This window comes from Nesterenkonia pannonica, assembly GCF_019575955.1.
In the GTDB taxonomy this organism is placed as follows: domain Bacteria; phylum Actinomycetota; class Actinomycetes; order Actinomycetales; family Micrococcaceae; genus Nesterenkonia; species Nesterenkonia pannonica.
In genome coordinates this window covers 363066-387471 of record NZ_CP080575.1, presented here as the reverse complement: position 1 = coordinate 387471, position 24406 = coordinate 363066, and the positions used below count along the sequence as shown (strand labels likewise).

The 24406-nt window shown below is 68.7% G+C and carries 21 protein-coding genes and 11 pseudogenes; 19 read left to right on the top strand and 13 right to left on the bottom strand.

Annotated features, from left to right (window positions below; all coding sequences use genetic code 11):
- The first annotated feature begins 61 nt into the window (after nt 1–61).
- The 3 genes from K0H76_RS02920 to K0H76_RS02910 all read left to right on the top strand — a co-directional run bounded on the left by K0H76_RS02920 (nt 62) and on the right by K0H76_RS02910 (nt 1240).
- Nucleotides 62–247 carry a CvpA family protein gene (locus tag K0H76_RS02920; RefSeq protein WP_258934398.1) on the top strand — a complete coding sequence of 62 codons (186 nt, stop codon included), beginning with the start codon at nt 62–64 and terminating at the stop codon, nt 245–247.
- Nucleotides 248–386: 139 nt separating this feature from the next.
- Nucleotides 387–611 (top strand): hypothetical protein, encoded by a 225-nt coding sequence (locus K0H76_RS02915; RefSeq protein WP_258934397.1) that lies wholly within the window; start codon nt 387–389, stop codon nt 609–611.
- Nucleotides 545–1240, top strand: coding sequence for a trypsin-like peptidase domain-containing protein (locus K0H76_RS02910; protein ID WP_258934396.1), 696 nt, complete (start codon nt 545–547; stop codon nt 1238–1240). Before K0H76_RS02915 ends, K0H76_RS02910 begins: the two co-directional genes overlap by 67 nt.
- Before the next feature lie 33 nt (nt 1241–1273).
- Here the strand turns inward: K0H76_RS02910 and K0H76_RS02905 are convergent, their stop codons facing one another.
- Nucleotides 1274–2488, bottom strand: a complete 1215-nt coding sequence (locus K0H76_RS02905; protein ID WP_258934395.1) for a hypothetical protein — start codon at nt 2486–2488, stop codon at nt 1274–1276.
- A 138-nt stretch (nt 2489–2626) separates the two neighbouring features.
- Between K0H76_RS02905 and K0H76_RS02900 the strand changes: the two genes are divergently transcribed.
- From K0H76_RS02900 to K0H76_RS02845, 12 genes and pseudogenes are all read left to right on the top strand, one after another.
- Entirely contained in the window at nt 2627–3511 is an 885-nt protein-coding gene (locus tag K0H76_RS02900) for a transglycosylase domain-containing protein (RefSeq protein ID WP_258934394.1), read from the top strand.
- 215 nt (nt 3512–3726) lie between these two features.
- Nucleotides 3727–4800 carry a penicillin-binding transpeptidase domain-containing protein gene (locus tag K0H76_RS02895; RefSeq protein ID WP_258935313.1) on the top strand — a complete coding sequence of 358 codons (1074 nt, stop codon included), beginning with the start codon at nt 3727–3729 and terminating at the stop codon, nt 4798–4800.
- Nucleotides 4801–4988: 188 nt separating this feature from the next.
- Entirely contained in the window at nt 4989–5297 is a 309-nt protein-coding gene (locus K0H76_RS02890) for a hypothetical protein (protein ID WP_258934393.1), read from the top strand.
- On the top strand, nt 5198–5647 hold the full coding sequence (locus K0H76_RS02885; protein ID WP_258934392.1) for a hypothetical protein: 450 nt from the start codon (nt 5198–5200) through the stop codon (nt 5645–5647). Before K0H76_RS02890 ends, K0H76_RS02885 begins: the two co-directional genes overlap by 100 nt.
- A 263-nt stretch (nt 5648–5910) precedes the next feature.
- A pseudogene (locus tag K0H76_RS02880) lies at nt 5911–6258 on the top strand (ABC transporter transmembrane domain-containing protein); the annotation flags it as partial.
- Nucleotides 6195–7604 (top strand): ABC transporter ATP-binding protein/permease, encoded by a 1410-nt coding sequence (locus K0H76_RS02875; protein ID WP_258935312.1) that lies wholly within the window; start codon nt 6195–6197, stop codon nt 7602–7604. The pseudogene K0H76_RS02880 and the gene K0H76_RS02875, both read left to right, overlap by 64 nt.
- A gap of 76 nt (nt 7605–7680) precedes the next feature.
- A pseudogene (locus K0H76_RS02870) lies at nt 7681–9472 on the top strand (ABC transporter ATP-binding protein/permease); the annotation flags it as partial.
- A gap of 142 nt (nt 9473–9614) precedes the next feature.
- Nucleotides 9615–9836 (top strand): hypothetical protein, encoded by a 222-nt coding sequence (locus K0H76_RS02865; protein ID WP_258934391.1) that lies wholly within the window; start codon nt 9615–9617, stop codon nt 9834–9836.
- On the top strand, nt 9824–10447 hold the full coding sequence (locus K0H76_RS02860; RefSeq protein WP_258934390.1) for an acyltransferase: 624 nt from the start codon (nt 9824–9826) through the stop codon (nt 10445–10447). The genes K0H76_RS02865 and K0H76_RS02860 overlap by 13 nt, the downstream gene beginning before the upstream one ends.
- A 70-nt stretch (nt 10448–10517) precedes the next feature.
- The gene (locus K0H76_RS02855) at nt 10518–11354 is read left to right on the top strand and encodes a hypothetical protein (RefSeq protein ID WP_258934389.1); all 837 of its coding nucleotides are present in this window, start codon (nt 10518–10520) and stop codon (nt 11352–11354) included.
- 165 nt (nt 11355–11519) lie between these two features.
- Nucleotides 11520–11987, top strand: a complete 468-nt coding sequence (locus K0H76_RS02850) for a hypothetical protein (RefSeq protein ID WP_258934388.1) — start codon at nt 11520–11522, stop codon at nt 11985–11987.
- A 74-nt stretch (nt 11988–12061) separates the two neighbouring features.
- Nucleotides 12062–12457: a hypothetical protein gene (locus K0H76_RS02845; protein ID WP_146340511.1), complete on the top strand. Its 396-nt coding sequence runs from the start codon at nt 12062–12064 to the stop codon at nt 12455–12457.
- A gap of 53 nt (nt 12458–12510) precedes the next feature.
- Here K0H76_RS02845 and K0H76_RS02840 read toward each other — a convergent pair.
- Both K0H76_RS02840 and purD read right to left on the bottom strand, forming a co-directional pair.
- Nucleotides 12511–13406, bottom strand: a pseudogene (locus K0H76_RS02840) (phosphoribosylaminoimidazolesuccinocarboxamide synthase).
- Nucleotides 13398–14712, bottom strand: a pseudogene (gene purD / locus K0H76_RS02835) (phosphoribosylamine--glycine ligase); the annotation flags it as partial. The pseudogenes purD and K0H76_RS02840, both read right to left, overlap by 9 nt.
- Nucleotides 14713–14747: 35 nt before the next feature.
- Between purD and K0H76_RS02830 the strand changes: the two are divergent.
- Both K0H76_RS02830 and K0H76_RS02825 read left to right on the top strand, forming a co-directional pair.
- Nucleotides 14748–15760: pseudogene (locus K0H76_RS02830) on the top strand (asparaginase).
- A gap of 2 nt (nt 15761–15762) precedes the next feature.
- Nucleotides 15763–16129 (top strand): annotated as a pseudogene (locus K0H76_RS02825) (sterol carrier family protein).
- Here the strand turns inward: K0H76_RS02825 and K0H76_RS02820 are convergent.
- Together K0H76_RS02820 and K0H76_RS02815 are read right to left on the bottom strand one after the other, a co-directional pair.
- Complete coding sequence (locus K0H76_RS02820) at nt 16106–16549, bottom strand: ion transporter (RefSeq protein ID WP_258935311.1); 444 nt, start codon at nt 16547–16549, stop codon at nt 16106–16108. The pseudogene K0H76_RS02825 and the gene K0H76_RS02820 overlap by 24 nt on opposite strands.
- Nucleotides 16459–16845 (bottom strand): ion transporter, encoded by a 387-nt coding sequence (locus K0H76_RS02815; protein WP_258934387.1) that lies wholly within the window; start codon nt 16843–16845, stop codon nt 16459–16461. Before K0H76_RS02815 ends, K0H76_RS02820 begins: the two co-directional genes overlap by 91 nt.
- A 590-nt stretch (nt 16846–17435) precedes the next feature.
- Here K0H76_RS02815 and purF point away from each other — a divergent pair.
- Together purF and purM are read left to right on the top strand one after the other, a co-directional pair.
- Nucleotides 17436–19007 (top strand): annotated as a pseudogene (gene purF / locus K0H76_RS02810) (amidophosphoribosyltransferase).
- A pseudogene (gene purM, locus K0H76_RS02805) lies at nt 19004–20143 on the top strand (phosphoribosylformylglycinamidine cyclo-ligase). Before purF ends, purM begins: the two co-directional pseudogenes overlap by 4 nt.
- Here the strand turns inward: purM and K0H76_RS02800 are convergent.
- From K0H76_RS02800 to K0H76_RS02765, 8 genes and pseudogenes are all read right to left on the bottom strand, one after another.
- Nucleotides 20131–20793 (bottom strand): annotated as a pseudogene (locus K0H76_RS02800) (ABC transporter permease subunit). The pseudogenes purM and K0H76_RS02800 sit on opposite strands and share 13 nt — an antisense overlap.
- Nucleotides 20794–20823: 30 nt before the next feature.
- A complete protein-coding gene (locus K0H76_RS02795) occupies nt 20824–21021 on the bottom strand; it encodes a hypothetical protein (RefSeq protein ID WP_258934386.1) in 198 nt (65 codons plus the stop codon).
- Nucleotides 21015–21197 (bottom strand): hypothetical protein, encoded by a 183-nt coding sequence (locus K0H76_RS02790; RefSeq protein WP_258934385.1) that lies wholly within the window; start codon nt 21195–21197, stop codon nt 21015–21017. The genes K0H76_RS02795 and K0H76_RS02790 overlap by 7 nt, the downstream gene beginning before the upstream one ends.
- Nucleotides 21176–21424 carry a hypothetical protein gene (locus K0H76_RS02785; protein ID WP_258934384.1) on the bottom strand — a complete coding sequence of 83 codons (249 nt, stop codon included), beginning with the start codon at nt 21422–21424 and terminating at the stop codon, nt 21176–21178. Before K0H76_RS02785 ends, K0H76_RS02790 begins: the two co-directional genes overlap by 22 nt.
- Before the next feature lie 6 nt (nt 21425–21430).
- Nucleotides 21431–22475 (bottom strand): annotated as a pseudogene (locus tag K0H76_RS02780) (ATP-binding cassette domain-containing protein).
- A 49-nt stretch (nt 22476–22524) separates the two neighbouring features.
- Nucleotides 22525–22998 (bottom strand): annotated as a pseudogene (locus K0H76_RS02775) (glycine/betaine ABC transporter substrate-binding protein); the annotation flags it as partial.
- Nucleotides 22989–23570, bottom strand: coding sequence for a hypothetical protein (locus tag K0H76_RS02770; RefSeq protein ID WP_258934383.1), 582 nt, complete (start codon nt 23568–23570; stop codon nt 22989–22991). The gene K0H76_RS02770 and the pseudogene K0H76_RS02775, both read right to left, overlap by 10 nt.
- A gap of 22 nt (nt 23571–23592) precedes the next feature.
- Nucleotides 23593–24162, bottom strand: coding sequence for a TetR/AcrR family transcriptional regulator (locus K0H76_RS02765; RefSeq protein ID WP_258934382.1), 570 nt, complete (start codon nt 24160–24162; stop codon nt 23593–23595).
- Nucleotides 24163–24406: the final 244 nt, after the last annotated feature.

The following is a 24406-nucleotide window of genomic DNA, read 5'->3' as shown; positions in this document are numbered from 1 at the left end:
GTGGCATACGCTGGGGTGCGATCTTTTCGACACACCCTGCACACGCGCATCCGGAGGACACGTGGAGCCCACTCTGCTGGACATCGTCCTCATCCTCGTCCTCCTCGGGTTCTTCATCGCCGGGGTGGCCCGCGGCTTCTGGAGGACTCTGGGAGGGGCGGCCGGATTCCTCGTCGGCGCGGCGGCCGCATTCTTCGCGATGCCGATCGTGGGCGGCTGGGTCGATGACCCTTCTGGCGCGTCATAGCCGTCATCGGCACAGCGATCATCCTCGTGGTGGTAAACAACGCGCTCGGCGCCGCAGCGGGCCGGGAGGTCCAGAAGCTCTTCCGCGGAGAGACGCTCCAGGCCCTCACCGCAGTCTTCGGAGGGTTCTGAACCTCTTCGTGGCGGGCCTCGTGCTCGCCGGGCTGAGCTTCTCCATGCAGGGCATGGGCTTCGCACCGGTGAACCAGCATATGCAGCAGTCCACCGTCCTCCGGGCCCTCGAGGACGCCGTCCCCGATCCCGTCGAGCGCATGTTCGGGCAGCTGCAGGAGCCGTCGTGGACTCCGACATCCCAGAGCTGGCCCAGCTGCTCGTGCCCGAGACGGAGGAGGCCCCGGAGCTGACCGGTGAGCTCACCGCGGAGGCGGAGGCCGCCTCCGCCTCTGTGGCGAAGATCACTGGAGTGGCAGAGCAGTGCGCGCAGTCGCAGTCCGGCTCCGGCGTCGCCGTCTCCGAGACCCGGGTGGTCACCAACGCGCACGTGGTGGCCGGGGTCCCTGACCCCTCCGTCGAGCTGCCGGACGGACAGGTCGTCACCGGCCTAAGCCTGTCCACTTCGACACCGCTGCGGACCTCGCACTCCTGGCCGTCGACCCCTCCAGGCCCCTGCGGCAACCATCGGCGAGCCCCTGGATGCAGGCGACGAGGGCTTCGTCATGGGCTACCCCTCCGGCGGCCCCTTCACCGCCGCCCGGCTGTGGTGCAGGCCCGAGAAACCTCGCAGGTCAACAGCATCTACGGGGACGACCCCACGTCGCTGGAGATCTACCAGATCAGCGCGGACGTGCGTCAGGGCAACTCCGGCGGACCGCTGGTCGATCCTGAGGGCAACGTGGTGGGGGTGGTGTTCGCCCGCGCGATGGAGGGCAACCAGGTGGGCTTCGCCATCACCGCCGAGACCGGAGGCGACGTGCTCAGCAACCCGGGCGCCTTCACCGAGACGGTCAGCACGGGGCAGTGCACCGACCGGTGACCGCCCCCGCGCCTCAGTCCTGAGCCCACGTGCTTAAGCGGCGTACTTCCGGCCCTGCTTGAGGTGACGGCCCAGCAGGTAGGCGTTGCGCTTCGGCGAGAGATCCTTGGCGTAGTGGAGCGGGTTGAGATCCTTGCGCTCGCGGAAGAGGCGCTTCACCTCCTTGAGCACCTCCGGGTCCTTCACATAGTCGCGCAGCACGTAGCGGGGCGTGACCCGGAACAGCACATCGCCCTGCGCCAGGGTCAGCTCCCGGCGGCGGCCGTGTACGACATCATCGACCAGGTGCTGCACCAGCGGGTGGCCCAGCTGCGAGGTGTAGTAGCTGGAGCGGCCGGGGCGGCAGTTGATCTCCATGACCTTGTAGACCCCGTCGCGCTCGTCCCACTTCATGTCGGCGTTGGCGATGCCCGTGTAGCCGATCTCCTCGAGAAAGGTGCTGAACCGGGTCATCAGCGCCTCGTCGTACTTGAGATGATCGCGCTGTAGGTGCCCACAGCGTTGGCAGCGTGCTCCTGCAGCGCCACCTGGCCCAGCGTCACCAGCTCGCACTTCGCCTCGCTGTTGAGATACAGCACCGCGTCCCAGTTCCGCGTGTCGTCGCCGGGGACGTACTCCTGGATGATCAGCGACTCGCGGTAGGGCGAGTCCTCCACGGCAGCCACGACGTCCCGGACCTCGTCCAGCGTGTCCAGACGGTAGACCTTCTGATGCCCCGGATCTTGGTGTGGTGCTCCCACCACTGGTTGGAGTGCGTGGGCTTGATGACCACGGGGAAACGGTCGATCTCGAGCTCGAAGGGCTCCCCACCCGGTGGATCTGGGTGGCCGGGATGTCGAGGCCGTGCTGCCCGGCGAGGGCGTAGAACGCCTCCTTGTCCATCAGCTGGGCGCGCAGCTCCTCGTGCGGGCTGTTGAACAGGTACTGGCTCCCCAGCTCCTCGGCGTGGCGGGCCACCAGCTCGACGTAGACGTCGTTGCTGGGAACCAGCACGAGCGGGACGCCGTAGGCGGCTCTGAGCTCCGCGGCCGTCTCGGTGAGGATCCTGAGGAAGGCTTCGTCGTCGTTGAGGTCCTCGTGCAGCCGCAGGTCGAGGATGGAGGAGGCCCAGGTGTACCCCGTCTTGTTGCGGGCGAGCATGACGGACTTCACCCCGTAGATCTCGTGGAAGCTCCGCGCTGCGGTGTAGCCGTGGATCAGAGGGCCGAGGATCACAGGCACGAAGCCCGCCTTCGCAGGTGAAATCATGGGTGTCACGGTAGCTCAACGAGGCGGGGGCCCAGGTCTCCACCCGGTGTTGAGGTCGTGATGAGCTGGAGTTGACCTGGCGTATATCATAGTGCGGATGGCGCCTCGCAAATCTCCCTCTTCGACACCGCTACCACCGTGGGCAAGATCATGTCCTTCCTCGGTGTGAGCGCGCTGTGCGGCATTCTCGCCGCCGGACTGATCTTCCCCCTGGCTGCGACCGGCGGGGCCGCGGCCGCGGCCGGTTCGGACATCCTGGATGAGATCCCTGCAGAGCTCGAGGAGGCGCCGCTCTCCACCCCGTCGGTGATGCTCGACAGCGAGGGCAACCAGATCGCCGAGTTCTACGAGGAGAACCGCGAGCCGGTGGCTCTGGACGAGGTCTCGCAGACAATGCAGGATGCCATCCTCGCCATCGAGGACGAGCGCTTCTATGAGCACGGCGGCGTCGACGCCCGAGGCGTGGGCCGTGCCATGGCGCACAACCTCACCCGCCCCACCCAGCAGGGCGCCTCGACCATCACCCAGCAGTATGTGAACAACGTGCTCAACAACGCCGTGACGATCACCGGTGAGGGCCAGTACACGATCTCCGGGATCAACGAGAAGACCTACGGCGACAAGCTGCGCGAGATGAAGCTGGCAGTGGCGGTGGAGCAGGAGATGACCAAGGAGGAGATCCTTGAGGGCTACCTGAACATCGTGCTGCTGGGCGGCCGGAACTACGGCGTGGAGGCTGCCGCCCAGTCCTACTGGGGCATCCCCGCCTCCGAGCTGAACGTCGCCCAGTCCGCAGTCCTCGCAGGCATGGTGCAGTCCCCAACGCCTACAACCCGCGCGCCAACCCTGACGCCTCGCTGTACCGGCGGAACACCGTCATCGACACCATGGAGCGCAACGGGTTCATCTCCGCAGACGAGGCCGAAGAGGCGCGGAACTCGGATCTGGACCTCGTCGAGGACACCGGAGAGAGCGCTTACTGCATCAACGCCACCAGCGCCCCGTACTTCTGCGACTACGTGACCAAGCTCTTCCTTGAGAACGAGCAGTTCGGCGAGACGTGGGAGGACAGGGAGAACCTGCTCAACCGCGGCGGGCTGCGCATCGAGACCACCCTGGACCCCAACCTGCAGATTGCCGCTGAGGACCAGGTCTACGACAACGTCGAGACCGGCCACGAGTCCGGCGCCGTCGGCACGATGACCACCATCGAGAACAGCACCGGCAACGTGCTCGCCATGGCGCAGTCCACGGATTATCACACCGATGATGACGGCGCTGCGGGCCGCACCACCATGAACTTCAACACCGACTTCCGGTACGGCGACTCCGGGGTTCCCGTCGGCTCCACCCTGAAGCCCTTCGTATCGGCCGCCTGGATCGAGGAGGGCGGGTCTATGGATGACGTTGTGGACGCCTCCACGGACGAGTACGAGCAGGGCCACCGGTTCGAGGCCAGCTGCCGCGAGGGCGGCAGCGTTCGGCTTCTCGACGACGGAGGCTGGAACATCACCAACGTGATCGAGGAGCTCGACGACGAAGACACCACCGTGGACTTCGGCCTCTACTATTCGCTCAACACGGCGACGGCGGCCACCGCGGCAGACATGGACCTCTGCGCCATCAACGACCTCATCGAGCGCTCGGGCCTGAACCTCCCGGGCGATCAGGACGGCTACCCGGACTTCACCGAAACGATCTCGGCGATCATCGGCGGCGTCGAGATGTCGCCGATGACGCTGGCCGAGGGCTACACCGCCTTCGCCCAGGACGGTGAGCGGTGCGACAACCGCGCTATCCTCTCGGTGACCGACGCGCAGGGCAACGAGTACCCAGGCCAAGACGTCAGCTGCCACCAGGCCTTCGACGGCGAGGTGGCAGCGCAGGTCAACGACACCCTCGTCAACAACGCCGAGGACATCCCTGACGGTGAAGCGCCCTTCCCCATGCTGGGCAAGACGGGAACGTCGAACAACGGCACCAACACATGGTTCGCTTACTCCACGGAGGGCCTGACCACCGTCAGCCACGTCGGCACCTGGGCCTCGCAGAGCGAGCAGGACATCCTCTTCGACGAAACGTTCGGCGGCACCTTCTACGAGGAGCAGCTCTACGGAGGCGACCTCGCCGCACCCATGTGGTACGACTACATGAGCAGCGTCGCTAGCGCCTACCCCACCGGCGACTTCTCCGAGGCGCGGAACTCCCCGTTCGACGAGCGCCGCGAGAACCGGTACTGGCCCTACTCCCTGGCCCAGGGCCCCGACGGCGGCAACGGTGGGTCAGACAACGGCGATGACGACGATGACTGATCGGACCGCGTCCTGCCGCTCATGCGCCCGCTAGGCGCGGCGGCCGGACTGACCCTCACCCTGGGGTCAGCACGGCCGCCTACGCCGGCGTCGTTGAGCGTCGCCGCTACACACTCCGACGCGCTGAAGGAACCCTGCCCGGACTGCGGGCACCGCTGCGCATCCTTCACATCTCAGACATCCACTACGTGCCCGGCCAGCGCAAGGCCTTCGAATGGCTGCGGCAGCTGGCCGATCTGGAGCCGGATCTGGTGATCAACACCGGAGACAACCTCTCCCACCCGGACGCGGTCGACGAGGTGCTGGATGCACTCGCCGCGCTGCGGCAATTTCCTGGCGCCTTCGTACCGGGATCCAATGACTACTTCGCGCCGCAGCTGAAGAACCCCTCAAATACTTGCGCGGCCCCTCCCAGCCCCACCAGGAGCACGGGGAGCCCACCCTGGACACCGCAGCCCTGCACCGGGGCTTCGAAAGCACCGGCTGGGCCGACCTGACCAACGCCCGCGCCTCGCTCCAGGTGGGCGAGAGCCGAATCCGCCTCGCTTGGCACCGACGACGCCCACATCGAGCGCGACGACTTCCCGGGTGGCCCGGCGAGGAGGAGGGCGCCCGCATCGGCGTCACCCACGCGCCGGTCCGATCAGTGCTCGCCGAGTTCGCCGAGGCAGAGGCCGGGATCGTCTTCGCTTACCACACCCACGGCGGCCAGGTCTGCCTCCCCGGCGGCCGTGCGCTGGTCACCAACTGCGACCTCCCCGCCCGGCAGGCCAAGGGCCTGAGCCGGATCGACCGCAGCGGCACGCCCTCCCTGCGCGGTCGCACCCTCCTGCACGTCTCCGCTTAAGCATCGGCACATCCCGAACCGCACCGGTGCGGCTGTTCTGCCCGCCCGAGGCGACCCTGCTGACGCTCACGCCCCTGAGAGCAGAGCCTCCGGATGACGAGCGGGAAGGCGTCTCAGCAGCAGGCTCAGGCGCAGGGCCAGCAGCGCAGCCTCCGGGAGGCGCTGACCCGCCTCGGCCCATACTTCGAGGGGCTCCGCCTGCGCTGGACGCTGGGCGTACTCTCCGCAGTGGGTGCAGGCGTGACGGCCCTGGCGATCCCCAGATGCTGGGCAGGGTCGTCGACGACATCGAGGCCGACGGCGCCGCTGCGCAGGCCGTGTGGCTGGGAGCCAGCTTCATCCTCGCGCTCGGCCTCCTCGAAGCCGTCCTGGTGTACATGCGCCGGTTCTTCGTCATCCCGGTCGCCTCAGACGCCGAGACGAACATGCGCACCACACTCTTCGGCCGCCTGGTGGGTCAGTCGGCAGCATTCCACGCCTCATGGGATGCCGGTCAGCTGCAGTCCCGGGCGATAGCGGACCTGAACATGCTGCGCCGGTTCTTCGCATTCGGGTCACTGATGCTGGTGACCGTCGTCGTCACCCTCTTCACCGGCCTGACCCTGATGTTCGTGAACTCGCCCGTCATGGCGAGCATCTTCCTCTTCGGCGCCGTCCCGGTGCTGGTGTTCGACCCCGTTTTCGCCGGCGATTCTCCCGGCTCTCCCGCGCCTCGCAGGATCAGGCGGGCGACGTCGCGACCGAGGTCGAGGAGTCCGTGCACGGGATCCGAGTGCTCAAGGCCTTCGGGCGCAGCGACGAGGCCCAGGCCAGCTTCCGCATCCAGGCGCAGCAGCTGCGCGTCCTGGAGATCACCAAGGCCAGGACCCTCGCGGCGTTTCAGCTCATCATGATCCTTCTGCCGGAGGGCGTCCTGGCGGTCTGCCTGGTAAGCGGCATCTGGCAGGTCAGCGAGGGCAATGTCACCGCCGGTGCGATCACCAGCTTCTTCGGCGTGGCCATCGTGCTGAAGGCGCCCCTGGAGAACATCGGCCAGCTCCTGTCTATGGTGTTCATGGCGAAGACAGCCATAGACCGCCACATCGACGTGATGAGCATCCCGCCCGAGCTGACCTCGCCGGAGCGCCCCGCCGCAGCACCGGAGCGAGGGCTGGTGGAGCTCGAGGGCGTCAGCTTCCGCTTCCCGCACACCTCCCAGGCGGAGCCCGACCTGCTCGACGGGGTCAGCCTGCGGGTGGAGCCCGGCGAGACCCTGGCGCTGGTCTCCTCCACCGGCGGCGGCACCTCGACCCTGCTGAGCCTGATTCCTCGCCTGCACGACGTCACCGGCGGAGCAGTGCGCATCGACGGCGTCGATGTGCGGGACTTCGACCTCGCCGATCTCCGGTCGCGGGTGGCCATGGCGTTCGAGGATCCCACGCTCTTCTCGGCGTCGGTGCGCGCCAACGTGCTGCTGGGCACCGAGCATGAGCGCGAGGAGGACGACCCGCACCATCCGCAGCGCCCCGGGGCACCCGGCACCGATGAGCTCGAACGCGTGATGGAGGAGGCGCTGACCACCGCGGACGCCGAATTCGTGGAGTCTCTTCCGTACGGCGCGGACACTCGCATCGGCGAGGAGGGCCTGAGCCTCTCCGGCGGTCAGCGGCAGCGTCTGGCGCTGGCCAGAGCAATTGCTGCCCGCCCGTCCGTGCTGCTGCTCGACGATCCGCTCTCCGCGCTGGACGTGCGCACCGAGGAGCGCGTCACCGAACGCCTGAAATCCGCCCTCCAGGGGACCACCACCATCATCGTCGCCCACCGGCCCTCCACTGTGGCGCTGGCCGACCGGGTGGCGCTGCTGCACAAACAGCCCGGACAGGGAGCGCGGATCGCTGAGACGGGCACCCATACTGAGCTGCTGGCGCGCAGTGAGCTGTACCGCAGTGTGATGGCGCCCCAGCGGGAGCTGATCTGATGGCCGGGCAGCGAGCCGACGCGTCCGGCACCGAGCCGACCCCAGACCCGTTCGCACACCTGCGGGGCACAGTGGCGAGGAGCAGACCGACCTCACCACGGAGGAGCGCCGCTTCATCCGGCGCCGCTCCTGGCGGCTGCTGGTGCGAGTCTCGGAGGGCCAGCGGCTGCGTCTGCTGCTGACGGCCATCGCCGTGGTGGTCTCCCAGGCCGCTCAGGCCTCCACTCCCATGATTGTGGCCTTCGCGCTGAACTGGGGCATCCCGACGATGCTCGACGGCGACGTCCGCGGCGTGTTCGTCCCGGCCGCGGTGTACATGACCGCTGCCGTCACCGCCGCGCTGCTGCTGTTCTGCTACACCCGGATGACGGCGACCGCCGCCCAGGCGATGCTGTTCCGGCTGCGCGACGACGTCTTCGAGCAGACCCAGCGGCTCTCCCTGGACTTCCATGAAACGTACACCTCCGGGCGGGTGATCTCACGCCAGACCAGTGATCTGGAGTCGCTGCGGGAGCTGCTCGACGGCGGCGTGAACGCGCTGGTGCAGGGCGGGATGTTCATGCTGTTCACCGCCGTGTCGATCGTGGTGATGGATCCCCGCTCGGGGCTGGTGCTGGCGGTGGCCTGCGTGCCCGTCTTCTTCCTCGCGCGCTGGTATCAGAAGCGCTCCGAGGTCGCGTACCGGCGGACAAGGATCAGCTCGGCCCGGATGATCGTGCACTTCGTGGAGTCGATGACGGGCATCCGCGCCGTGCAGGCGTTCCGGCGTGAGCATTCCAGGAACCGGCAGTACCGGCAGCTGACCGGCGAATACCGCAATGATCAGGTCCGGGCGATCAGCCTCTTCGGCGTGCTCCAGCCCTCCCTGCTCCTGGTGGGGAACCTCACCGTGACAGCCGTGCTGCTGTGGGGCGGTTTCCGCGCCCTCGAAGGCGACCTCAGCGCGGGCACCTGGCCGGGGTGGTGCTGGCCACCAAGCGCGTCTTCCAGCCCCTGGACATGATCGCGATCTTCTACAACTCGCTGCAGTCGGCGGTCGCGGCCCTGGAGAAGGTCTCCGGCCTCCTCGAGGAGAAGCCGAAGGTCACCGAGGCCCCTGAGCCTCAGCAGCTTCCGCAGGCGCGGGGCGAGGTCAGGTTCGAGGCGGCCGAGTTCCGCTACACGGACGACGGCCCGGTCGCACTGCGACAGATGGATCTGCACATTCCTGCCGGTCAGACCGTGGCTATTGTGGGCCGCACCGGAGCGGGCAAGTCCACGCTGGCCAAGCTGCTCACCCGCTTCTACGACGTCACCTCCGGGCGCGTGACGCTCGACGGCGTTGACCTTCGGCAGCTGGCCGAGAAGGACCGGCAGCGACACGTGGCCATGGTCACCCAGGAGGCCTTCCTGTTCTCCGGGAGCGTGCGGGAGAACATCGCCCTGGGCCGCCCGAGCGCCACCTTCGAGGAAGTGGTCGCCGCGGCGAAGGTCGTAGGGGTGCATGACTTCATCGAGTCGCTGCCCGAGGGCTACGAGACCGACGTGAGCAAGCGCGGCGGCAGGCTCTCTGCGGGGCAGCGCCAGCTGGTCAGCTTCGCGCGGTCCTTCCTGGCTGACCCGACCGTGCTGATCCTGGACGAGGCGACCGCTTCGCTGGACCTGCCCAGCGAGCAGCTGGTCCAGCAGGGGCTCGAACGTCTCCTGGGCAGCCGCACCGCACTCATCATCGCCCACCGCCTCTCCACGGTGGCGATCGCCGACCGGGTCCTGGTCATTGATGAGGGCACGGTGATTGAGGACGGGACCCCTCAGGAGCTCATCGACGCCGCGGGTACTTCTCCCAGCTGCACACCGCATGGGAAGCCTCCATGTCCAGCGGCGCGTAGAAGCCCCCTGCCGCGCTGACGTACTCCGGGCCAACACACGTGCTGCGGTTGGGCCGCATCCGGGGCTCTGCTGACATGATGACTTCGGGTCCTCTGCAGCCTTCCCTTTCTTCCCCGAAGCAGATGGCCTAGGAGAACCGCTGTGCCTATGGAACAGCTGGCTGAACGGCCCGCGCCCACGCCCGACGCACCTCAGCGTGCCCGCCCCACCGGCCTGCGGAAGCGTCGCCCGGCGGAGGGCGCCCGTTCCCGCATCCACGGGCTCGACGGGCTCCGCGCCCTGGCCGTGGTGCTGGTCATCGTCTACCACATCAACCCTCGTGGGCCCCGGGCGGATTCGTCGGCGTGGATGTGTTCTTCGTGATCAGCGGGTTCCTCATCACCTCGCTGCTGATCCGCGAGTACAGGGACCGTGGCCGGATCGATCTGAAGCGCTTCTACGTCCGGCGAGCACGCCGCCTCGTCCCCGCCATCGTGCTGGTCGTGGCCGCCTGCACCCTGGCCGCCGCCGCACTGGGCGGCGACGTCCTCACGGGTCTGGGCTGGCAGCTGGTCGGGATCTTCACGTTCACGGCGAACTGGACGCAGATGGCCGCGAGCTTCGACTACTTCAACGCCTCCCAGGCGGGGCTGTTCGACAACTTCTGGTCGCTGGCCATCGAGGAGCAGTTCTACCTCCTGTGGCCGGTTCTGCTGATCGCCTTCCTGGTCAGGGCTCGGCTGCCCAAGCAGGCGTTTGCCCGGATGCGCGCCAACCTGATCGCCCTCGCCGTGGTCTCGACAGTCCTGATGCTCGGCCTGGTCCACTTCGGCCAGGCGAACATCGCCTACCTGGCCACTGTGAGCCACCTCTACGGGCTGCTGCTCGGCGCGGCATTGGCATTCAGCCCCAAAGCCTTCCTGAAGACGCCCCCGTCAGCGCCGGTGCCGCCGGAGATGCGTCCGGCCACGCCTCAGGCAGCTCCGGGGCCCTGAAGGCGGAGGTCCCTGCCTCACGCGTCCAGGAGACTGCCGCAGTCGTGGACGCGGCGGGCTGGCGCTGCTGATGACGGCGGCGGGCCTGGCGGCCATCGGACTGCTCACCTTCTCCGCATGGGCCGAAACCCCCGGCCGCGAGCCGCTCCTCACCCTCGGCGGAACCCTGGTAAGCCTGCTGCTGGTGGGTGCATGCCTCATCGGCCCCGCAGGACTCTCCCGGTGGGGTGACGTAAGTCTGCTGGGATGGATCGGCACACGCTCCTACGGCCTCTACCTGTGGCACTTCCCTCTGATCGTGCTGGCCGACCACCTCATGGCAGCGCACCGGATCCCGCTGCTGGAGCTGCTCGACCAGTATCAGGTGAGGGTGCTGGCCGTCATCGTCGCCGTGGCAGCGGCGGAGGCCAGCTACCGGTGGGTGGAGATGCCCGTGCGCCGACACGGGTTCGGCCATGTGCTGAAGGCTCCTGCGCGGGCCGCCGCGGCAGGAACGATCGTCGCCGCTCTCGTCGCCTCGATTGCCTGGTCGCAGACCAGCTCGCCGGAGTCCACCTCCTCCAGACCCTCCTCGCCGAGGGCCAGGAGCACACCCAGTCCTTTGCGGGAGAGGACGAGGACGGCCTGCCTGCCGAGGACCCGGCGGAGGATCAGCACGACACCGTCACGGAGTCGTTCGAACGAGGCGGCCTGCTTCCCGGAGGCCCGGCTCTTCCGGGCAGCGACGACCGAAGCTCGTCGTCGGCGGCTGACGAAGAGCCGGAGGCCGCTGAGGAGGAATCCGACGAGGCTGATGCATCGGGGCCGGACCCGACGCCTGAGGACGTGCTCGAGGAGGAGCCTGAGGCCGCGCCGAGCGAGGCCGTGCAGGAGGAGGCAGCCCCTCGCCGGATGCCGCGGAGCCTGAGCCGCAGGACCCCTCACCCACCGACAGCGCACCGTCCCCGACCGAAGAGGCATCCGCCTCCGAGGAGCCCACCCCGAGCGAGGACCCCACCCCGAGCGAGGAGCCGACTCCTGAGGACGAGGCGACCGACTCCGAGGAGGAGGCAGCACCGAGGAGGCTCCCGCGGTGGAGAGCGGGAGCGGTGCCAGCATGGTTGCTGTGGGCGATTCGGTGATGCTCGCATCATCCGGCGCCCTGACGAGCCGGTTCGATGTGGTAGTGGACGCAGCCGAGTCGCGGCAGCTGGTCAGCGCCCCGGACATCGTCTCAGCCGCGGTCAGCCAGGTGCCCTCCGCCGAGACGGTGGTGCTCGGCGTAGGCATCAACGGTGTGGGCAGCGAGGCGGATGTGACCCGGGCCGTCAGCGCCGCTTACGACAGGACCGTCATCCTGGTGAACCTCTATGGACCGATGGCATTCGTGGACTCGCACAACGCCATGCTGCAGAGCGTCGCCGCGAGCCGCAGCAACGTGCGCGTCGCCGACTGGAACAGCAGGGCCGACGCGAACACGCACTGCCTGCAGGCCGACCAGGTCCACCCCACCGGCGAGTGCACGGCCGAGTACGCGGCCGCCGTCGCAAGCGCGCTCTAGTCGCACCCGGAGACCGGCACAGCAGCACTTGTAGACTCGAATCAGTAAGGGCTGTCTGAACCGGGGAGAATGCTGTGGTCAACGAATGGTGGGAAACTGTCCTGCTGATCTTCGGGTGCGTCGCTGCCCTTCTCTTTCTCCTGTGGGGCATCGGCAAAGTCAGCGGCGACGATGATGACGAGAAGACCGCCACCCTTGACACCACGGCGACGCTCCACCTGCTGGCTGACGTGGCCGCCGAAGCTCACGCCCAGGGCACCGAGGCGCAGCGCGCCATGGAGGAGCTGCGCGAGATCGCCCCGCAGCTTGAAGCAGACGATTGGCGGCTCTTCGAAGATCGCTACCGCGAAACCGTCGAAGCCTTCTCCACGGGCCAGGCTGAGATCAACGACCAGATGGAGCACCTGGAGCGGATCTTCCGCCGCGATCGGGTCATCGGCCAGGCCCGTCGCAGCCTGCGCGACAGCTAGGCGGTGCGCCGCCGTCCCGGGTGCGCTCGGAGACGTCGAGGGTGCCCGGTGGCCTAGAGCTGCGGCTCCTGGCCGGTGAGGCGGCGGTATGCGTCGATGTACCGCTCCCGGGTGGCAGCAACGATGTGCTCCGGCAGCGGCGGGGGTGCGACGCCACCACGGTCCCAGCCTGAATCCTCACTGGTGAGCCAATCACGCACGAACTGCTTGTCGAAACTCGGCTGCGACCTCCCCGGCGCCCACTCATCGGCGGGCCAGAACCGGGAAGAATCCGGGGTGAGGACCTCATCGGCGAGCACCATGCCCCCTGCTCGTCGATCCCGAACTCCACTTTCGTGTCGGCCAGGATGATGCCCGCTTCCCTCGCCCGAGCGCCGGCGAGCTCGTAGATCCGCAGGCTCTGGTCCTTCAGGGCGCTGGCCCGCTCTGAGCCCACCACCTCCACGAGCCTGTCGTAGGTGATGTTCTCGTCGTGGTCGCCCTGCTCAGCCTTGGTCGAGGGGGTGAAGAGCGGCTCCGGCAGCTCGGACCCGTCCACCAGCCCTGCAGGCAGCGGGATCCCGGTGACGGTCCTGCTCTGCTGGTACTCCTTCAGCCCGGAGCCGGTCAGGAAGCCGCGCACGATCGCTTCGGCCGAGACCATGCTCAGGCGCCGAACGATGACGGCCCGGCCCTCCACCGCCGCGGGCACCTCCGTGGAGACGACGTGGTTCGCGATGCCGTGCTTCTCGAGCTCCCGGAACCACCAGAGGCTCATCTGGGTCAGGATCCTGCCCTTGTCCGGTATGCCCGGTGAGAGGACGTGGTCGAAGGCGCTGACCCGGTCAGTCGTCACCAGGAGCATGACGTCCTGACCGTCCCATTCGGAGCCGGGCGCCGGGGTGTAGAGCTCGCGTACTTTGCCGGACCCCGCGTGCACCCAGCCGGGAAGCTGGGACGCGACTCGGATCTCTCCGCCGAGTGCTTTGGCGGCGATGTCGGTGCGGTGCTGGGCGCCGGGCCAGGTGATCTGCTCGACTCCGGCGTATGCGCGGTCGCGCGCTTCGGCGAGGCTGGCGCCGTTCCCGACGACGGCGAGCACCCGTCCGCTTATGGTGAGAGTGCGGCCAGCATCGTCGGCGGCGGTGCCCGCATGAAGCACAGAGACGCCCTCCAGGGCCTCCGCTCGGTCCAGCCCCTCAATGGGGTCGCCCTTCTGCGGGGTCTCCGGGTAGTTCGCGGCGGCAAGGACGACGTCGACGGCGGCGCCGGGCTTCCAGGCCAGGGGCTTACCAGTCCCGTCCGGGCCTGCGTTCAGGGCGCCGACTGCGGCGTCGTGCAGCAGCTGGCCGAGCCTGGTCTCGAGCCGCTCCAGGACCGCCTGGGTCTCGGGGTCGCCGAAGCGGACGTTGAACTCCACCACGCGCACACCGCGCGAGGTGACGGCGAGGCCGCAGTAGAGCACGCCGACGAACGGGTGCCCCGGCGGGCCATCTCCTGAACGGTGGGAGCCGCCACGGCATCCATCACGATCTGGGTGAAGTCCCGGACGGTGCCGGAGGAGTCGGTCTCGGTGTAGCCCTCCAGCCAGTCCAGGGGGTGTAGGCGCCCATGCCGCCGGTGTTGGGGCCCTCGTCGTGGTCGAAGATGCGCTTGAAGTCCTGGGCAGGAGTGAGCGGCACCAGGCTTTCGCCGTCGGAGAGGACGAAGAGGCTGACCTCGGGGCCGTCGAGGAACTCCTCGATCACCACCGTTCCGCCGACCTCGAAGCAGGCCTGGGCGTGCGCCAGCGCCTCCTCGCGGTCATCGGTGACCACCACGCCTTTGCTTAGCGGCGAGGCCGTCGTCCTGACCACGTGCGGGGCGCCGAAGCGGTCCAGAGCCTCTGCGGCCTCCTGCGGGCTTAGCCGCGTGCACCGCCTCAGCGGTGGGCACGCCTGCCGCGGACATGATCTCTTTGGCGAAGGCCTTCGAGGCCTCAAGCTGGGCGGCGGCCCGTGAGGGCCCGAAGGCGGGGATGCCTGCCGCGCGGACTGCGTCGGCGACTCCTGCGGCCAGGGGCGCTTCGGGGCCGATCACCACCAGGTCGAACGCGCCGTCGAGCGCCAGCTGCGCCACGGCGTCGCCGTCCTGGGCGTCCACCAGCCTACAGACGACGTCGCGCGCGATGCCTGCGTTGCCGGGGCGGCCTCCACCGTCTCCACGGCGGGGTCGCGCAGCAGGGCCCGGACCAATGCGTGCTCTCGGCCGCCAGGGCCCACCACCAGAACCTTCATGGGCCCAAGACTATCGGTCAGTAGGCTTAGGGCTTATGAGCACAGTCGAGACGGCATCCGTCGCTGAGTCCGCAGAGCTGGCCGTCGTGACCCGGGCTGGGGTGGTCGAGTCCAGGCACCTGGGTTCGGCGGTGCTGGTCAGCGCCGACGGCAGTGTGGCCAAGTCCTTGGGCGCACCCGGGCGGACCATGTTCCCCGGTCCACGCTGAAGCCCCTGCAGGCGATCGCGTCCCTGCGGGCGGGTGCGCTGATCTCCCTGAGGCGGTGGCGATCGCCTGCGGCTCCCATGTGGGGTCCCGGAAGCATCAGGACCTGGTGGCCCAGACTCTGCAGGCGGAGGGGCTCGATGAGTCGCATCTGCAGTGCCCTCCGGCGCTGCCGTCCGCGCCGCTGGATCTGAAGGTGCACCTGGAGGCGGGCAAGGACGCCACCCCGCTGGCCTACAACTGCTCCGGCAAGCATGCCGGCTTTCCTCGCTGCGGCGCGCACGCAGGGCTCGCGCCTGGCCACCTACCTGGACCCGGACCACCCGCTGCAGCTGTCGGTCATGGAGGTCATCGAGGAGTACACCGGTGAGCGCCCCGTCGCAGTGGGCACGGACGGGTGCGGCGCCCCGGCTCCGGCGATGAGCCTGACCGGCCTGGCCCGCGGCATCGGGAAGGTCGCCGGGGCGCAGCGCAACCGCGGGGCGGAGCTGCACGCGTTCACGGTGGCTCAGGCGATGCTCGACTACCCCTGGCTGGTGCACGGCCGCCGCGAGGCGGACACGGTGGTGATGGAGGAGCTGGGGCTGATCTCGAAGCTCGGCGCAGAGGGCGTTCTGGTCCTCGCGGCTCCGGATGGGACGGCCGCGGCGGTCAAGACGCTCGACGGCAGCCACCGGGCCAACTATCTGGTGGGTCTCAGCCTGCTGGCCTCGGTCGGTGCGGTGGATCTTGATCAGCTCTCTGCGGTGCTGAAGAAGATCCTCAAGCCCATTGTCGGCGGCGCTGATCAGCGGACCGTGGGCGCGGTGCGGCTGAGCCAGGCCGTCACGTCGGTGCTGTAGCGATGGCACGACGCCGCATTTCGGCCGCGGAGGGATCTGCGGCGGCACGCAGCTGGGCTCAGGCCCAGGAGGCGGGCGCCGCGACGGACCGTCGCACGCTGGCGACGGCGGTCAGGTACCTGCTGGAGGAGCTGGCCGAGCGGGCTCCGGGCAGCAGCGTGGAGGTCCGAGTGCCGCCCTTCGGCGTCGCGCAGTGCGTGGAGGGCCCTCCCATACGCGCGGCACTCCCCGAATGTGGTGGAGATGAGCCCGCAGACGTGGATGGAGCTCGCCACAGGCCTGAGCACCTGGCAGGAGGCCTACGCCGCCGGGGGCATCAGCGCCTCGGGCACCCGGGCCGATCTGTCAGGGCTTGTTCCGCTGATCTGAGAGCAGCGCGCTGAGGTCGGCGACTTCGCCTCGCAGGGCCCTGATCTCCTCGTAGAGGACCTCGTTGTCGCGCCGCGGCCCAGCGTCTGCGCTGCCGCGTTCCGCAGGCTCCTCGGCGGACTGCTCGCCGCCCTCCACGCCGTTGACGCTGACGGTCTCCATGGCGCTCTTGGCGCTGGGCATGTCATGCAGGGTGTTCATGGCGTCGACGATGACGGCGATGATGAGGTTCAGCGCCGTGAACGCGGCGAGGATGATGAAGGGGATGAAGAACGCCCAGGCCCATTCGTGCTCGTCCATGGCGGGCCGGACGATGGTCTCCCAGGAGCTCAGGGTGGCGATCTGGAAGAGGCTGAACAGGGAGGCCCAGAAGCTGCCGAAGAATTCGGGGAGCGTCTCGCGGAAGAAGGTGGTGGCCATGACCGCGGCGACGTAGAAGATGATGCCCAGCAGCATGCCGGTGGAGAGGATCCCGGGATGGCGGCCAGCAGGGCACCGACCACTTTGCGCAGCTGCGGCAGCTGGGAGATCAGGCGCAGGACGCGGAGCACGCGCAGGGTGCGGAGCACCTCGAATCCGTCTCCGGCCGGAACCACGGCGGCTCCGACGACCAGGAAGTCGAAGACGTTCCAGGGGTCGCGGAAGAACCTCCAGCCGAAGGCGACGAGCTTCAGCAGGATCTCGATCACGAAGATGGACAGGCAGATGACGTCCACGGTGATCAGCAGCGGCCGACGGCGTCCATCACATCGGGCGAGGTCTCCAGGCCCAGGACGACCGCGTTGAGGAGGATGACGCCGATGACGAGGCGCTGGACGGGGCTGGACTCGACCCACTCCCCAGCTGGGCGCGCCAGGGCGCGGCGCCGGGCGGGGATTCTGCGGGGTGCTCATCGACCGCCAATCCTAGGCCATGCCTGAGGGCCCGGCCGCCTGTGCCCGCACACGCGGAAAGCAGTAGACTGGTGGCTATGCCTTCACACGAGCCGCGTGGTCGTGCGCGTGTGCGCAGCACACCCAAGCTCATCCCCTTCATGATCGGCGCACCGGTCGTGGCATTCACCGCTGCGGTCATCACCGTCGCCGTCACTCCTCCGGCGGAGGACTACACCACAGGCGCCTCCATCGGCACCTTCACCATGTTCTACACCGTGCCCTGCCTGATGCTGGCCGCTGTCGCCTACCTGGCCACGGAGAAGATCATGCGCCGTCGGGCCACCACGTATGACATGGAGCGCCTGCCGGACAACGGCCGGGTGCCCCACGACGACCCTGACGCTCCCTCCGACGGAAACGAGGCCCCCGCAGTGCCTGATGCAACCGCGCGGCTGAACTTCAACCTCCTCGACGAAGACCCTCTGCCGCAGGACGAATGCGGCGTCTTCGGCGTATGGGCTCCCGGCGAGGAGGTCTCCAAGCTCGCCTACTACGGCCTGTACGCCCTTCAGCACCGCGGCCAGGAGTCTGCGGGCATCGCAGCGAGCGACGGCGACCACATCAAGGTGTACAAGGATGTGGGACTGGTCTCCCAGGTGTTCGACGAGGCCACCCTCTCGGCACTGACCGGTCACATCGCGGTGGGCCACTGCCGCTACTCGACCACCGGGGCCAACAACTGGGCCAACGCCCAGCCCACTCTGGGCGCCACCCTCACGGGACGGTCGCTCTGGGCCACAACGGCAACCTCACCAACTCTGCTGAGCTGCGGGACGCGGTGGTGGAGCGTCACGGCGAGCGCACCTTCGGGGAGCTCGCCCAGGGCAACACCACCGATACGGCCCTGGTCACCGCGCTGCTGAAGGAGGAGCCGGGCGAGTCCCTGGAGCAGCAGATCCTGGCGCTGCTTCCGCGCCTGAAGGGCGCGTTCTGCCTGGCCTTCATGGACGAGAACACGCTCTACGCGGCGCGCGACCCTCAGGGCGTGCGCCCGCTGGTGCTGGGCTCTCCCGCGGGTGGGTGGTCGCCTCCGAGCAGTCCGCCCTGGCCACAGTGGGCGCCTCCGTGATCCGGGAGATCGAGCCCGGGAGCTCATCGCGATCGACGCTGAGGGTGTGCGGTCCCACCGGTTCGCCGAGGCGGCTCCTGCGCGCTGCGCGTTCGAGTACGTCTACCTGGCCCGCCCCGACGCCACCATCAATGGGCGCTCGGTGTACGAGGCCCGCGTGGAGATGGGCCGCCAGCTGGCGCGCGAGGAGCAGCACTCCGCTGACATCGTGATCCCTGTGCCGGAGTCCGGCACCCCGGCCGCTGTGGGCTATGCGGAGGCTTCAGGGCTTCCCTTCGCCCAAGGCTTCATCAAGAACTCCTACGTAGGGCGCACGTTCATCCAGCCTTCGCAGACGCTGCGCCAGCTGGGCATCCGGCTGAAGCTCAACGTGATGGACCATGTGGTGGCGGGCAAGAAGGTGGTGGTGGTGGACGATTCGATCGTCCGCGGCAACACCCAGAAGGCCATCGTGGGGATGCTGAAGGAGGCGGGCGCCGCGGAGGTGCATGTGAAGATCTCCTCGCCGCCGATCAAATGGCCCTGCTTCTACGGCATCGACTTCGCGACCCGTGCTGAGCTGATCGCCAATGGGGCCACCATGGACGAGATCGCTGCGGCGGTGGGCGCGGATTCGCTGGCCTACATCAGCGAGGAGGGCATGATCGCAGCCACCGGCCAGCCGCGCTCCACCCTGTGCACCGCCTGCTTCACCGGCGAGTACCCCATTGAGCTTCCTCCGGAGGATCGGCGGGGCAAGATGCTGCTGGAGCAGCCGCGGCTGCCTGGCATGCCGTACCAGCGCCCGCAGACCGGGTGCGAGCCGGGGCCGGACTCCGAGTTTGAGCTGGACGAGACCGAACCGCCGCTTCGAGAGGAAGTCCCCGTCCGATGAGCACCACCTACGCCTCCTCCGGTGTGGACACCGAAGCCGGGGACCGCGCCGTCGAGCTGATGAAGGCCCATGTGGAGGCCACCCACGGCCCTCAGGTGATGGGCGGGGTGGGCGCATTCGCGGGCCTCTTCGACGCCTCGGAGCTCAAGCGGCTGCCCAAGCCTCTGCTGGCCACCTCCACCGACGGGGTGGGCACCAAGGTCGCCATCGCTCAGGCCATGGACATCCACGATTCGATCGGCTTCGACCTGGTGGGCATGGTCGTCGACGACATCGTCGTCATGGGCGCCAAGCCGCTGTTCATGACGGACTACATCGCCTGCGGCAAGGTGGAGCCCACCCGCATCGCGGCGATCGTCTCCGGTGTGGCGAAGGCCGCCGCTGAGGCGGGCACCGCACTGGTCGGCGGGGAGACCGCCGAGCACCCGGGCCTGCTGGGCGAGCACGAGTATGACGTCGCGGGTGCGGCCACCGGCGTAGTCGACGCCTCCGCTGTGCTGGGCGCGGAGCGGGTGCGCCCCGGCGACAAGGTGGTCGGCATCGCCTCCTCCGGCATCCACTCCAACGGCTATTCGCTGGTGCGCCGCATCGTCGCCGACGCGAAGTGGGAGCTCTCACGCGAGGTTCCCGAGTTCGGGCGCACACTGGGCGAGGAGCTGCTGGAGCCCACCCGCCTGTACACCGCACCGTGCCTTGATCTGGTGGAGTCCTCAACGGGGACCCGGCCCAGGGCGAGCTGCCTGAGAATCTGCCGGTGCGCGGCTTCAGCCATGTCACCGGCGGCGGCCTGGCGGCGAACCTCGCCCGGGTGCTTCCTGCTGGGCTGATGGCGCGCGTGGACCGCGCGACCTGGTCGGTTCCGCCGGTGTTCTCCGTGCTCTCCGAGCTGGGGGCGTCCTCAGGCCGACGCGGAGCGCACCTGGAACCTGGGCGTCGGCATGGTCGCCGTGGTCGCCGCTGAGAAGGCGGACGAGGCCGTGGCCCAGCTGACCACTGCCGGGCAGTCGGCGTGGATAATGGGCGAGGTCGCCGAATACGACGCATCCTCCTCCGACCGCACCGGCGACGACTTCACTCAGGGCGCCAAGGGCGTGGACGGCGGAGCCGTGCTGCTCACCGGCTCCTACTCCGGCTGACCGAGGACTTCTTCGCCCCCGGCTGGGCCAGTTACCACCACGGCCAGCGCCCCGTCGACGGCGAGGGCGAGCCCCGTCACCAGCACCGCCCCCACGAGCACGCGCCCGTAGTCGTAGAGGGCCAGCCCGTCGAAGATGTACCGGCCGATGCCTCCGAGGTTCACGTAGGCGGCGATCATCGCTGTGGCGATGACCTGCAGAGAGGCCCCCGCAGTCCGGCGACCATGCCGGGCAGCCCGTTGCGCAGCTCCACCCCGATCACCTGATGGCGGGCCATGCCCATGGCCCATGCGGCGTCGACCACGGCGCGGTCCACGCTGCGCATCCCGGAGTATACCCCCGCCAGCAGCGGCGGAATGGCGAGGGTGACCAGCGCAAGCACCGGCGGCAGCAGCCCCAGCCCCATGAGCAGAACCAGCAGGGTCATCAGGCCCAGGGAGGGGATGGCGCGCAGGAGTTGGCGACGGTGACGATGAACGTCTGGCCACGTCCCGTGTGGCCGACGTATACCCCTGCCGGGAATGCGAGCAGAGCCGCAAGGGCCACGGCGATGAAGGAGTACCAGAGGTGCTCCCGACGCGCACCGGAATCCCCTGGGCGCCCCACCAGTTCTCAGGGTCGGCGAAGTAGGCGATCATGTCAGCCAGCATGGGCACGCTCCCAGGGGGTGAGCAGCCAGCCTAAGCAACGGCGATGAGCCGGTCCATGATGAAGGCCAGCACCATGATCGCCAGGATGCTTACGAAGACCTGGTCCGGGTAGCTGCGCTGGTAGCCGGAGGTGAACAGCTCGCCCAGTCCGCCGACGCCGATCACGGCGCCCACGGAGACGAGGGAGACGTTTGTGGCGGCGGTGACGCGCAGCCCGGCGGTCAGCACCGGGACGGCCAGGGAAGGTCCACGAAGAGCGCCCTCCCCAACTGCGAGTAGCCGCTGGCCTGGGCGGAGTCGCGGACGCTGGTGCTGACCGCGTCGAGCGAGTCGAACACCGAGCGCAGGGTCAGCGCGCCGGAGTAGAGCGTGAGCGCGGCGATCACGTTGATGGGGTCCAGCACCTGGGTGCCGATGATGGTGGGGATGGTGACGAACAGCGCCAGGAGGGGATGGTGAAGGCGATCGATGCCAGGGCGACGGCGATGCGGCGTCCGTAGCGGCGATCGTTGAGGAACAGGCCCAGGGGCACGGCGATGATCAGGCCCAGCAGGGTGGGGATGGTGGAGAGCACGGTGTGCTCCCAGAAGAGCTCCATGAGCCGGGAGAAGTTGTTGAGCGCCCAGTTCACGTCGGGTCAGCTTCCGGAGCGTGAGGCGAGTGCTGCGAAGATGTCATCACGGCTTACCGTGCCGACGAGGGCGCCTGAGCTGTCCGTCACCGGTGCCGTGTGCGCCGGGGAGGACAGCACCGCGTCGACGGCTGACCTCAGGCTGCCGTCCTCGCTGAGCGTGGAGGTGACCGGGGTCCTCTCCTGCGACGGGGCCTCCCACGCCTCGGGCGTCCGGCGTCGTCCACGAGCAGCGCCCATCCGTCCTTGAGGCTCACGCGCCCGCCCTGCGGCTCCGCGGGGGTGATGTGCACCTGGGAGGCGCTGGCGAAGGCGAGCGAGCGGATGCCTCGCTCACGGCCGCATGAACCGGGAGACGAAGTCGTTGGCGGGGGCGGTGAGGACCCGTTCGGGGCTGTCGTGCTGCTGCAGCACTCCCCGGGCCCGAACACGGCGATCCGGTCTCCGAGGAGCAGGGCCTCTTCGATGTCGTGGGTGACGAAGACGATGGTCTTCTTCAGCTCGTCCTGCAGGCGCAGCAGCTCCTGCTGGAGGTCTTGGCGCACCAGCGGGTCCACTGCGCTGAAGGGTTCGTCCATCAGCAGGATGGGCGGGTCCGAGGCGAGCGCCCGGGCCACGCCGACGCGCTGCTGCTGCCCCCGGAGAGCTGCGAGGGGTACCGGCGGGCGAGGGACTCGTCCAGGCCCACCCGGGTGAGCATCTCGTAGGAGGCGCCGCGTGCCTCCTTGCGGCTCTGGCCGGTGAGGCGCAGCACGGTGGCGACGTTGTCGACCACGGTGCGGTGGGGCAGCAGTCCGGCGTGCTGCATCACGTAGCCGATGCCCTGCCGCAGCTGGGCCGGGCGGCGGTAAGCAGCGTCGGAGCCGTTGATCTCGATGGTGCCCTCGGTCGGCTCGATCATCCGGTTGATCATCCGCATGGCGGTGGTCTTCCCGCACCCGGAGGGGCCGACGAAGACGGTCATGCTGCTTACCTCCACGGTCAGGCTGAGGCCGTCGACCGCGGAGGTGCCGTCCGGGTAGGTCTTGGAGACCCCGCGGAAGGTGATCACAGCGTGCCGCGCTTCGACGGCCGCGCTGCGCCGAGCGCACCTGGCACGGTCACCCCTCGATCAGCCCCTGCTCTTCGAGCCAGTCGCGCGCCGCGTCGGAGGGCTCCTGGTTCTCGCTGCCGCTGACCCGGTCGTTGAGCTCGATGAGCTCCTCGGTGCTCAGCAGCTCGGAGACCGCGTCGAGGGTCTCGGCGATGTCCTCGTCCATGGAGTCGCTGCTGAGGATGGGAACCACCTGCTGGGCAGGGAAGTTGCTCTCGGGGTCCTCGAGGACGACGAGGTCATTCTCAGGCAGTGCAGGGCTGGTGGTGAAGATGTTGGCAGCGGTCACGTCGCCGCTGACCAGGGCGTCCACGGTGGCGGGGCCGCCTCCGTCAGAGATGGGGGTGAATTCGGAGATCTCCAGGCCATAGTTCTCCTCCAGGCCGGGGATCCCCACGGAGCGCTCCTGGAACTCGGGCGGCCCGGCGAAGGTGACGTCCTCGGACTGGTCGGCGAGGTCGCCGATGGTGGTCAGGTCCCAGTCCTCGGCGGTCTCTGAGGTGACGACGACGGCGTCGGTGGATTCCGCCTCGGCGGGGTGAGCATCTCCAGGCCGCGCTCCTCCAGCGCTGCGGGGAGCTCATCGTTGATGCTGTCTGCGTCGGTCGCTTCGGAGTCCTCGTCGAGGTAGAAGAGCAGGTTGCCGGTGTATTCGGGGATGAGGTCGATGGACCCGTCCTCCAGGGCCGGAACGTAGGCCTCCCGGGAGCCGATGTTCATGCTGGTGCTGACCTCGACGCTTGCGTCCTCCAGGGCGTGGGCGTAGAGGTAGGCCACCACTTCGGACTCGGGGAAGTCGGCGGAGCCGATGGTGACCGCGCCGCTGGCCTCACCCTCCTGGCCCTCGTCAGCCTCTTCCTCAGTGGGGTCGGCGCAGGCTCCGAGCAGGAGGCTGCTTACTGCGGCGAGGAGATCCACGCGGCGGGCCTTCGGCGGGCGCGCTGGGCGGTGTTCGGCTGGCTCATGGTCGGTACCTCCGGAGGTGCGGGTGCAGTGCGTGGCATGAGCCGGATCAGACCATCCTATGAGCTTGAGCCTGAACCTACGCTCCATGTGTCTTTTTCTGACCCCCTGGTCAGGAGCCTGCTTCGCCTCGTCCGCGCTGGATGATGCGGGCCAGAAGCGTCTCCCGCAGTGCGGGCTCCAGCTGCTCGTCCGTGAGCGCTTCGTAGAGCCAGAGGCCGTCTGAGGCGAGCCGGGCGAGGAACATGTCGACGGCTCGGTCGTCGGACTCCTCGGGCAGCGGAGGCGCCCATCGCTCGTGCACGGCGTTCCATATGGCTTGGGACTCGGGGTCCTCGGTGGCCTGGAGCATCAGCTGCAGCTCGGCGCGGTCGGGGTTCCCGGCGGGTGATGCTGAGCCGCGGACGTAAGCGTCGAGCCTACTCTGCGCGTCGAGCTCCTCGGGGCGGGCGGGGTTGGCGTCGTCGCTGACCTGCTGGGCCATGTAGCGCTCCCAGCCGCCTGAGACGTGCTCGTGGAGCGCTCGCAGGAGCGCCTCGCGGGAGGGGAAGTGGTAGACCAGGCCGCCTTTGGTGAGTCCGGCCTCGGCGGCGACCGCCTCGTAGGACAGGGCGGTGACGCCGTCGCGCTGGACTACTCGGGTGGCTGCCTCCAGGGCCTGCTCACGCTTGGACTGCCGCACGTTGCCTCGCTTCCCTGTCTTCTGCTGCTGGGCCGGGCTCTCCGGCGGTGCTGCTGCTCCACCTTAGTGATTGTTCGGGTAGGCCTGGGATTCGGTGCCGGGCTTGTAGGGCCACAGGAACGCTGTCACGGCTGCGGAGCCGATGATCATCACGGCTGAGAGCGCGGTGAGGACGCTGAGGTAGGCGGTGTCGAAGGCTGCGGAGGCGGCGGCGATGACGTCGGCGTTGCCGCTTTCGATGGCG